The 9,174-nt window shown below is 63.1% G+C and carries 9 protein-coding genes and 1 pseudogene; 4 read left to right on the forward strand and 6 right to left on the reverse strand.

What is annotated here, in order from left to right:
* Together BP858_RS11345 and BP858_RS11350 are read left to right on the forward strand one after the other, a co-directional pair.
* Window positions 1–185: pseudogene (locus tag BP858_RS11345) on the forward strand (transglutaminase); the annotation flags it as partial.
* 10 nt (window positions 186–195) lie between these two features.
* Window positions 196–1,050, forward strand: coding sequence for a PGF-CTERM sorting domain-containing protein (locus BP858_RS11350; protein WP_024265440.1), 855 nt, complete (start codon window positions 196–198; stop codon window positions 1,048–1,050).
* 198 nt (window positions 1,051–1,248) lie between these two features.
* Here BP858_RS11350 and gltA read toward each other — a convergent pair whose 3' ends face one another.
* Entirely contained in the window at window positions 1,249–2,592 is a 1,344-nt protein-coding gene (gene gltA, locus BP858_RS11355) for an NADPH-dependent glutamate synthase (RefSeq protein ID WP_074175595.1), read from the reverse strand.
* Entirely contained in the window at window positions 2,585–3,445 is an 861-nt protein-coding gene (locus BP858_RS11360) for a sulfide/dihydroorotate dehydrogenase-like FAD/NAD-binding protein (RefSeq protein ID WP_082864932.1), read from the reverse strand. The genes gltA and BP858_RS11360 overlap by 8 nt, the downstream gene beginning before the upstream one ends.
* A 158-nt stretch (window positions 3,446–3,603) precedes the next feature.
* On the opposite strand from BP858_RS11360, the gene BP858_RS11365 reads away from it, so the two are divergent.
* Together BP858_RS11365 and BP858_RS11370 are read left to right on the forward strand one after the other, a co-directional pair.
* The gene (locus BP858_RS11365; RefSeq protein WP_157203694.1) at window positions 3,604–3,759 is read left to right on the forward strand and encodes a hypothetical protein; all 156 of its coding nucleotides are present in this window, start codon (window positions 3,604–3,606) and stop codon (window positions 3,757–3,759) included.
* A 4-nt stretch (window positions 3,760–3,763) separates the two neighbouring features.
* Complete coding sequence (locus BP858_RS11370; RefSeq protein WP_062264999.1) at window positions 3,764–4,087, forward strand: YbjQ family protein; 324 nt, start codon at window positions 3,764–3,766, stop codon at window positions 4,085–4,087.
* Window positions 4,088–4,638: 551 nt separating this feature from the next.
* Here the strand turns inward: BP858_RS11370 and arcS are convergent.
* From arcS to BP858_RS11390, 4 genes are read right to left on the reverse strand one after another with little or no spacing between them, the layout of a single operon-like run.
* Complete coding sequence (gene arcS / locus BP858_RS11375) at window positions 4,639–6,279, reverse strand: archaeosine synthase subunit alpha (RefSeq protein ID WP_286879524.1); 1,641 nt, start codon at window positions 6,277–6,279, stop codon at window positions 4,639–4,641.
* Entirely contained in the window at window positions 6,266–7,717 is a 1,452-nt protein-coding gene (gene tgtA / locus BP858_RS11380) for a tRNA guanosine(15) transglycosylase TgtA (protein ID WP_062265005.1), read from the reverse strand. The genes arcS and tgtA overlap by 14 nt, the downstream gene beginning before the upstream one ends.
* A gap of 5 nt (window positions 7,718–7,722) precedes the next feature.
* Window positions 7,723–8,289, reverse strand: coding sequence for a TIGR00296 family protein (locus BP858_RS11385; RefSeq protein WP_286879525.1), 567 nt, complete (start codon window positions 8,287–8,289; stop codon window positions 7,723–7,725).
* A gap of 29 nt (window positions 8,290–8,318) precedes the next feature.
* Entirely contained in the window at window positions 8,319–8,894 is a 576-nt protein-coding gene (locus BP858_RS11390) for a hypothetical protein (protein ID WP_286879526.1), read from the reverse strand.
* Between the last annotated feature and the right edge of the window lie 280 nt (window positions 8,895–9,174).

A 9,174-nucleotide genomic window follows, 5' to 3' on the forward strand; every position in this document is an offset into this window, starting at 1 on the left:
ATGTATTTGACAATCCCCAGGTTTACAGGACGGCGGGCAACGATCACATCAACATTACCGTCTATGGCGATGCCGACGACTCCTATTACACGCAGGACCCGAACGACCCGACCGGCGATGGTATTCTCAGGTACGAAGATTTCAGAACACAGATTCTCCTCGGTGAGGTTCCGAGGTACAATTAACCCAATTTTTATGTCGAAAAGTGTTCTCCTTCTGGCACTCGGGCTCACCGTTGCGGTGCTCGTCTGCAGCATCCCTGTTGGTGCGGTAGTGACCCCCCTCCCCGGGCAGGGGAACCAGACAGGCATCCTGTTTGGGGTCCACCCAAACGCGAAGACCAACGAGACGATCACCGCGTTCATCGCCGAACACGGGGAGATCTGGTGGCATGAGGGTATTTACAATCACACCCACAAGTACGTGTACATCGTGCCGGCGAACGCCTGCGAAGAACAGCTCGTCTATTTAAACAAGATAGCCGACGAACACGGCGGCGAACCGTCTATCGGAAACATCTGGATCATCGGCTGCGATGAAGCGATGCCCCTGGCCGCGGAACTCACATTCCCGGAGATCTTTGCGGAGTACCCGGCACTCAGCAACAATGCAGATCTGCGGTCGTACATTGAGAATCAATCCCCGAACCGCTACGAGGAGGTTACGGCCAAGCCTTCGCGGACGCAGGTCTACTTCATCAACGATACCGGCGTGTTCACGGAGTACATCGTCGACCTCTCAGGCGGGGAGGTCGTCTCCACCACTTACGTCTCGGAAGAGAACCTCACGGTCGGGAGAGCCGAAGCGGAGGCGCAGGCCATCTCCGGACAGCCTCCGGGCGCCCGCGTCGAGAACATCGTGCTGAAAGTCTACGGCGGCGACCAGATCGTCTGGGAGATCACCGTCCGGGCCGATCAGAAGATTGACATCGTGCAGGTCCCCTCTGACCTGGCGCCCGGGCAGTCGCTCCGGACGACGCCGGGGTTCGGAGCGGTCCTCGCGGCTTTTGGCGTAGGGATGAGTTTCGTCCTATACCGGAAGCGGAGATAGGGTCGGAGCGGCGGATACGCCCTTTGCAAACACTCCCGTCCGGCCTGCGCGCTGCCCACCCGGGCATGAGGGGGCATCCCGCTCGAAGATCGCCCGCCCGCTCGAACTCCGCTTTGGTGAAATATCGCCCCTCCAGGCGGCAAACCTGAAGAACAGGTTGGACCCGGTCTTGTCCTGGGACCGATCCGGAAAAAGAATTTACTCTTCCCGGAGCATCGCGTTGATCGCCGCCGCCGCACGCTTCGCCGAGCCCATCGCCTCGATCACCGTCGCCGCGCCGGTGGCGATATCCCCGCCTGCGTAGACGTGAGGGATGGACGTCCTGCCGTTCTCGTCGACGACGACGTTCCCCCTCCGGCCGCGCTTGAGTCCCGGGATCAGGGAGACGAGGAGCGGGTTTGGGCTTGTGCCGATCGCCTGGATCACCATATCCACATCGAGAGTGAACTCGCTTCCCGGAATCGGCTCCGGGGACGGGCGGCCGCTCGCATCGAGGTCGCAGAGCGACATCTTCACGCATTCGAGCCCGGAGACGCACCCTTCGCCGAGGATCCGGGTTGGGTTTGCGCAGGTGAGAAACTCGATCTCCTCTTCCTTCGCGTGCAGAACCTCAACTCTCCGTGCCGGCATATCCTCCTCGCGCCGCCGGTAGACCAGGAAGACCTTCGCGCCCATGCGGCGTGCCACCCGGGCGGCGTCCATCGCGACGTTCCCGCCGCCGATCACCGCCACGCGCCCCCCGTGGAGGACCGGCGTGTCGAACTCCGGGAACGCGTCGGCGTGCATCAGGTTCACCCTCGTGAGGAACTCGTTTGCCGAGTAGACACCATTCAGATTCTCTCCTGGAATCCCCATAAACGCAGGCAGCCCGGCCCCGGTCGCGAGGAAGACTGCGTCGTAGCCGAGGAGTTCGTCGACGCTGACGCTCCTCCCCACCAGGTAGTTCTTCTTTAAGCGGACATCGAGGGCGAGCACCTGGTTGATCTCTGCCTTGACGACATCCTTTGGCAGCCGGAACGCAGGGATACCGTAGGTCAGGACGCCGCCGGCCTCGTGGAGCGACTCAAAGATCGTGACGGCGTGGCCGGCGCGGGCGAGCTCGGCTGCAGCCGTCAGCCCTGCCGGGCCGGATCCCACGACCGCCACACGCTTCCCGGTCGGCCGGGCGGTCTTGGGGAGTTCGGCACCGTTCTGCCGCTCCCAGTCGGCCACGAACCGTTCGAGCGCGCCGATCCGGATGGGGGTCTCCTTGATGCCGAGGACGCAGGCTCCCTCACACTGCGTCTCCTGCGGGCATACCCGCCCGCAGATGGCGGGGAGCATGTTCTGCTCCTTGAGCGTCCGTGCGGCCCCGGGGAAGTCTCCTTCCGCGACCTCGCGGATGAACGCGGGGATATCGATGCAGACCGGGCAGCCCTTTACACAGAGCGGCTTTTTGCACTGGAGGCAGCGCTCTGCCTCGGCAATCGCCTCGTCGGCGGAGAGTCCGGTATCGACTTCTTTGAAGTCCCTGACCCGGACGTCGGCCGGTCGGTCACCCATGGTGGTGGCCCCCTTCGCCGCACCGGCACTGGTGCTCAGCGAACCGCTCAAGCAAGACCTTCTCCTGGCTTGTGTAGATTCGCTGCCGCTGCATTAGTTCGGCAAAATCAACCTGGTGGGCATCGAACTCAGGGCCGTCGACGCAGGCAAACTTCGTCTCTCCGCCGACGGTCACCCGGCAGGATCCGCACATCCCGGTCCCGTCGACCATAATCGGATTGAGGCTCACGTAGGTCTTCACGCCGTAGGGGACCGTCACGCCGGAGGTGACCTTCATCATGATGGCAGGGCCGATGATCCAGACCCGGTTGATCGTCCGCTCGTTCAGCAGACCTTTGAGGACGTCGCTTGCAAACCCATGAACACCCTTGCTCCCGTCGTCGGTCGTGATATAGAGTTCATCGCATATCGCGCGCATCTCGTCCTCCAGGATGAGGAGATCGGCGCTCCGCGCCCCGATGATCCCGATGACGTGGTTGCCTGCCTCTTTTAGTTCCTTTGCGATGAGCGGCGTGCTTGCGATCCCGACACCGCCGCCGATGACGCAGCAGGTTCCGTAATTCCCGATCTCGCTCGGCTTTCCGAGCGGTCCTGCGACGTCCTTGATGCTGTCCCCCGCACGGAGCGTCGCAAGTTCCTGGGTCGTCTTGCCGACGGCCATAAATATTACCCGGACAGCATCTCCCCTGACTGCGGAGATGGTGAGCGGTATCCGCTCGCCTGTCTCATGCAGGCGCAGGATGAGAAACTGGCCTGCCCGTGCATGGTGCGCCACCTGCGGCGCGTGTATCCAGTATTCGTAAACCCGGTCGGCGAGTTTGGTCGCCAATTCCACCTTGTACAACCGCTTCACTCCTGATATTCCTGATCGATGATAACGTCAAACTGTATCTAACGCTTCCATACACATTATGACTCCAGCCTCTTTACTGCAGCTATTCTGCGCGGGGCAGGCCCCCGGGAATGGGGAGAACACGAACGGTTATCCCCGCACCAGTTGTATAAGTAGTTATGCGGAGCCAGATGCGCTGGGGTATTGCCCTGACCGTTATCGGCGCGGTTGTCGCGCTTCTCGTGCCCTTCTGCGGCATCCCGCTCGTCGTGATCGGTATCGCGCTGATCATCTGGCGGGGGCGCGAGGATGTCATCGACGAGATCAAGGAGTGAATACATGATACTGACAACGACCGAAGAAGTGCCGGGCTATGCTGTTGGAGAGATCCTCGGCGTGGTCTTTGGGAACACGGTACGGACGAAACACCTGGGAAAAGACGTCATGGCGGGCTTAAAGAGCATCGTCGGCGGTGAACTCCAGGAGTACACTGATATGCTCGCCGATGCCCGGACCGAGGCATACAACCGGATGGCCAACGCCGCGCGCGACCTTGGGGCAGATGCGGTCGTGAACATCAGGTTCACGACGTCCCAGACGATGGCAACGGCGGCGGAGCTCCTGGCCTACGGGACGGCGGTGAGGCTCGTCCCGAAGAAGTAAGGGTTTTGGGTTTTTTGGGCAGATACACTGCCTCTTTTTTGGTTACATCTCGAGGTCGTCCCCAAATCCCTCAGCCGGGGAGGGGGACACCCAATTGGCGCTAACGTTCGGTATGGGGATTCACGAAGATACCGCTCAATTCAGGAGACGAACGTCGGTTTCGGGTATTATTGACCGCAGACCGGTCAATAGTCCACCTCCTTGGGAAACGGTCTTGATCATTGTCGATGGGCAATCAGCGAGAGCCCGACCGGTTCGCACCAGAAGTTCATCGTGCCCGGGCTGGGTTTGCCCCTTGGTATCGCCACGTACTGCCCCCGCCCCCGGTAGGGGCGGCGGGTGGGGTGGGTGACGAGTAGTACGGAACACTGCGAGTTGGAGACAGGGGAGGGGCGCATGCCCCCTCGCACCTATCGGTGCTCAAAAGCCGCTCTCGCTCGCACTTCCCGCGAGCCGCCTCCCCCAATGGCGATACTCGATGTAATTGATAAAAATCTGAGGTCAAACGCCTCAAAACGTGAGTCCCAGGGAATAGAACCCCCTGGACTTGCTTATTCTCCCAGTTTCTTCGTCTTCCGGACCCTGACCGCCACACCGCGCTTTGACCGGAGCATCTCGTCCGCCCCCATCATCGCCCGCCCGGTTGCGAGCGCGAGCGGTCCTTCCACGAGCACCTCGTCGCCCTCCCGTATCCGGGGGTCACAGTCCACGATCCCGGGGGCGAGGACATCACCCTGCGGCACGAACGCATCGATCCTGACCCGGTAGCCCTCAGGGATCATCTTCCAGCCCTCAAACGTCGGGCGGAAGAGCCCGGTCCCCTCATCGATGCTGAAGAGCTGCTGCTTCCCGCGGAGGACCGCCATCTGCATGCTCCTGCCCCGGAGGGAGAGCCCCTTTGTGTTGATATCAGTCGCAAACTGCCAGGCGACCGTGCCCCGGATGGTATCGGTCTGCATCCGGCGTTCTCCTTCCAGAGCCCCGTCCAGTGCCGCAAGCGACTGCGGCGACGTCGGGTGGCCGCGGCAGGTCACCTCAAGATCAATGCCGCAGGCCTCCGCCGCCATCTCCGCGACGGTGAGCGCCCCGCCCTCAAGGTGGGCGATCACCCGGCTATAGGGGTGCGCGGCAAAGTAGCGGGCGAGGATATCGGCGATGAAGGCGCACTCCTCGTGGTCCCAGTAGCCGGTCACCGGCACATCGTAGTGGCCGGCCGGGTAGATCCGCTCCACTTCCCGGGGCACGAGGCCGAGGGGCGAGGTGACGATCAGTTCGTGCGCCCGCCGGTCCACCGTGTTCATAAAGAGCCGGTGGCTCTGGGAGAGCGAGTAGGGCTTCCGCGCCGAGCAGGGGAGGAGGACTGCAACGTCGGTCCGGGTCGGGACGAACCGCTCGATCACCCGGTCGGCGAACCGCCGGATCTCGGCCCGGTTCTGCGACTCGGCCGTGTTTGCCCCCATCGGCACCGCCCGCGCCACCGGAAGGGAGCGTTCCATACATTCGTAGTTCCGGTCGAGGAACCGGAGGATGCTCACCTGTGCGGCGCTCGCACGGCACCGCCCCTCCATCAGTTCCCTGAGCCTGCCGGCCTCAATGTAGTGCCGCACTAAAGCGATCTCGCGGTCGAGCGCCAGGCGGTTGTGCTGCACGAGGTCGCCGGCCCGGCAGCCCTCACACCCGCAGACCCCGGTCTCCATGACCGAGACAGGGAACTCGCCTTCAGGCAGGCAGAAGGTCCTCTGCGCTGATGCAAGGTCGACGGCGCGGTAATCGAAGAGATCGAAGCCTGAGTAGATGAGGAGGCAGGCGGTCGAGGGGAGCGCCGAGGCCGGGGCGTACCACGCGGTGTCAGGCGGGACGCTCTCCTTCAGGTCGGCAAGCCATCTTGCGTAGTTCCTTGGGTTGTTAAGCGCCGTGTGCCAGTTCGCGACCAGGGTGCAGTCGCCCGACTCCGACACCGGTGGGGCGAGCGGGTGGACGGCTATTGGCTGATCCCCCTCTCCCGGGGAGAAGTAGTCCCTGACGAACGCCTCCTCCGCAGAGAGCGGAACGTTTGAGAGCGCCCGCCTGCTGAGTGCGGGAAAGAGATCATTTGTATCGAGGGCGGCGGGGAGAGAGATGCTCCTCTTCCCGTCTTCGTAGGTGCTTATCCGTGCCAACCCATCACGCTTTTTCACCTCATACACGCTCATGGTACACCTCCGCGCCAGGAACCTCGTTGAGGACGAGTTGCGCCCACGCCTCGCTGCACCGGACGGCAAACCGGCTCTCCGTGTGCGTCTCCATCAGGGCGCGGATCCCGGCGCATCCTGAACGGACCATATCCTCGTCCCACTCCGGAACCTCACTCTGGCCGATCGGGAACGTCTCTGCGAGTTCTACAGGATACGGTCCGAAGGGCGGTTTGAAGTTCAGCACCGTATCAAACCCGGGGACCTCCCGGCCGTCAAACGAGACCAGCACCCGCTCTCCGATGGGAATACGGGGGACGACCTCATGGTACCGCAACACCTCCGTCCGCCGGCAACTCTCCGACCCGCAGTAGAAGAACCGGCGTTTGGAGACGTTGTCGTGGTGCTCGAGTTCGGTCGCGTGAGCGAGGAGTTTCCGGTAGCCGGCGAGCAGGCGCGGGTGGCTCCGGCACCGCTCGTCGACCAGCTCCCAGAGGGTCCCGTCCTGGACCGCCTGCCTGATGCGGGCGATCTCTGCAAGGGTGACGTAGAGGTTATGGAGGGCGAGCAGCCGCTCTCGGTCTTCGGACCGGCGGAGTTCGTCGGCGGTCATCGACCGGCAGACCTTACAGGGGCAGGGGAGTTCTGCAAGTTCGTCGATCTTGAAACTCCCGTGCGGGGTGATGTAGCGCCCTTCCCGGGCAAAGAGGGCGTATGCTGCCGAGTCGAAGAGGTCGCATCCCATCGCGACGGCGAGGGCGAACATCGACGGGTGGCCTGCACCGAAGAGGTGGACGGCGGTCGCCGGGGAGAGGCCGCGTTTGGCCGCAAGGACGACCTCTACCAGTTCCTGGTAACGGTAGTTCTCCATCAGCGGCACAACGGCGCCGACCGGGCAGAATGAGAACCCGAGATCCTGGACGGCGCGACCAGCCTCCTCGCGGAGGTCGGTGAAGATCCCGCCCTGCACCGGTCCTGCAAGGTTCGCGTCGGGGAAGAGTTCGCGGGCTTCCCGGATCCGGTCCATGGTGGTCGCGAGTTCCCGTGCTGCCCTCTCCCGGCCAGCGTCCGGCGGGGTGGGGATGTCCAGGGGGACGATGATGTCGCTTCCTATCGCCTGCTGAAACTCAAGCGTCTCCCGGTTGCTCACCTCGACCTCACCGTAGACCGAGAGCTGGAACGAGCCTGAGTCGGTCATGATGGTGCCGTCGAAGTCGAGGACACTGTGGAGTCCTTCCGCGAGCGCCTTATCGCAGAACTCTGTGCTCCGCCTGAAGATGTAGGCGTTCGTGATCAGGGCCTCGACTCCCATCTCCTGCATCTCGCGGGGGGTCACCAGGGGAAGGTGGGGGTTGACGACCGGGAGAAGCGCGGGCGTCCGGACCGTTCTGCCGTTCACCCTGAGTTTGCCGACCCTTCCAGCGATATCTTTGTGTATGACTTCAAAAGTGATTGCCATTCGGGTTAAACCGCCTTTTCGTCGAATATCTGCCCCTCAAAGACCTGTACGGTGACATCGTCACGCCTCCAGCACCCGGCCGGGAGTCCGGCCTTGAGGCAGGTCTGGTCAAGGAACTCAGTGCTGGTCCAGCCGTACTCCGCCGGGACCTGCGGGAGGAGGAGTCCTCCTCTCCCGAGGCCACTGACGATCAGGCCGTGCTTCCCGACCTCGACAGAGTTCGGGCGCTTTTCCGGCGGGCAGTCGAGCGGCCGGGGTTCTGTGAGCACCGTCACCTCGAGGTCGATATCGTCGAGTTCCCGCGGGGATACCGGCATGAACCGGGGGTCCTCGAGGGCTGCCGATACGGCCGCCTCGACGATCGCCTCACCAAGCGGCATCCTGGGGTACGGGACGCCGATGCATCCGCGGAGATGCCCCTGCCGCTTGATCGTGACGAAGACGCCGCGTTTCTCCTGGAAGACTGGGGGGAGGTTTTGCAGCGCCATCCGTCCACCGTTTACGGCTTTCTCGATGCTGCTCCTTGCCAGGTCTACTGCCGTTCTGCCTTCTTCCGGGGTCAGCATTGCCATCAGAATGGATCGTGGGATATTGAATACTTTTAGTCTTTCTCTGGAAGAGAGGCGCCCGCGCCGGCCGCAAGGACCCTGACCGGCCCGGAGATCGTGCAGGGTCTGCACCCCTCGGGGCGCACCTTGATGGTCAGGTCGTCGCCGGCAGGGACGGGACGGTCGAGGCAGAGCCGGACCGTGCATTCCTCCCCGGGTTCGAGGAGCGTGCTGCCGCCCGCAGGCAGTGTTGCCGTCCACATCCCCGGCCCTGGGAGGAAGTCCCCTGACCGCGCGAGGATCTCGAGGTAGTCTCCTGCTATGACCGTCACGGTGACCCGGGAGAGGTCGATGGCCTCGCCCTCTCCTGTGTGGGCGATGCGGAAGGTCAGGGTATCGATGCAGGTGCCGGCGGGTTCCGGGACCGAGAGGGAACCGGTGATCTCCCCGGCCAGCGCGATATGTGGCTCGTTCGCGGCCAGGACTGGGTATGCGCCCGTACCGGCCGCCGGCCCGCTGTCTATGGCGCCCGCCCCGAACGAGACAAGCGAGAAGAGCGTGGCGACGGTGATGAATGCCGCAAAGATTGCTGCAAGCTCTAGGTGCGTACAGCCCTCACTTCCCCCCATGGTGATTACCTGAGGGTAAGACCTGACCACGAGTATATAAACCTATCCCGTTTGTACGGAAGCGCCCCCCGGTCTCGTCATCCGGGATGCGTGGGCCCAAGGGCATCATGCGGTTCTGCGCGGTATGTGCGGCCGGGTCGGTTCCGGCCAGCGGTGCAGGGGTTGTCAGGGCGGGGTATGCGCGGGTATATATTCCCTCCCGTGAATATTATATAGGAGAGGGAGAGTGCGGCCGACGGTGGCACATGCCTTGTGCTGCTGAGGAAAGTCCTCCCACCGG

It is taken from the genome of Methanoculleus sp. UBA413 (assembly GCF_002502935.1).
Classification (GTDB): domain Archaea; phylum Halobacteriota; class Methanomicrobia; order Methanomicrobiales; family Methanoculleaceae; genus Methanoculleus; species Methanoculleus bourgensis.

Excerpts from the sequence above, each read along its gene's own strand:
- BP858_RS11370 (WP_062264999.1), top strand. The coding sequence starts at position 3,764 with ATGATACTGACAACGACCGAAGAAGTGCCGGGCTATGCTGTTGGAGAG.
- BP858_RS11350 (WP_024265440.1), top strand. The coding sequence starts at position 196 with ATGTCGAAAAGTGTTCTCCTTCTGGCACTCGGGCTCACCGTTGCGGTG.
- tgtA (WP_062265005.1), bottom strand. The coding sequence starts at position 7,717 with ATGGCAATCACTTTTGAAGTCATACACAAAGATATCGCTGGAAGGGTC.
- BP858_RS11390 (WP_286879526.1), bottom strand. The coding sequence starts at position 8,894 with ATGGGGGGAAGTGAGGGCTGTACGCACCTAGAGCTTGCAGCAATCTTT.
- BP858_RS11365 (WP_157203694.1), top strand. The coding sequence starts at position 3,604 with ATGCGGAGCCAGATGCGCTGGGGTATTGCCCTGACCGTTATCGGCGCG.
- gltA (WP_074175595.1), bottom strand. The coding sequence starts at position 2,592 with ATGGGTGACCGACCGGCCGACGTCCGGGTCAGGGACTTCAAAGAAGTC.
- BP858_RS11385 (WP_286879525.1), bottom strand. The coding sequence starts at position 8,289 with ATGGCAATGCTGACCCCGGAAGAAGGCAGAACGGCAGTAGACCTGGCA.
- arcS (WP_286879524.1), bottom strand. The coding sequence starts at position 6,279 with ATGAGCGTGTATGAGGTGAAAAAGCGTGATGGGTTGGCACGGATAAGC.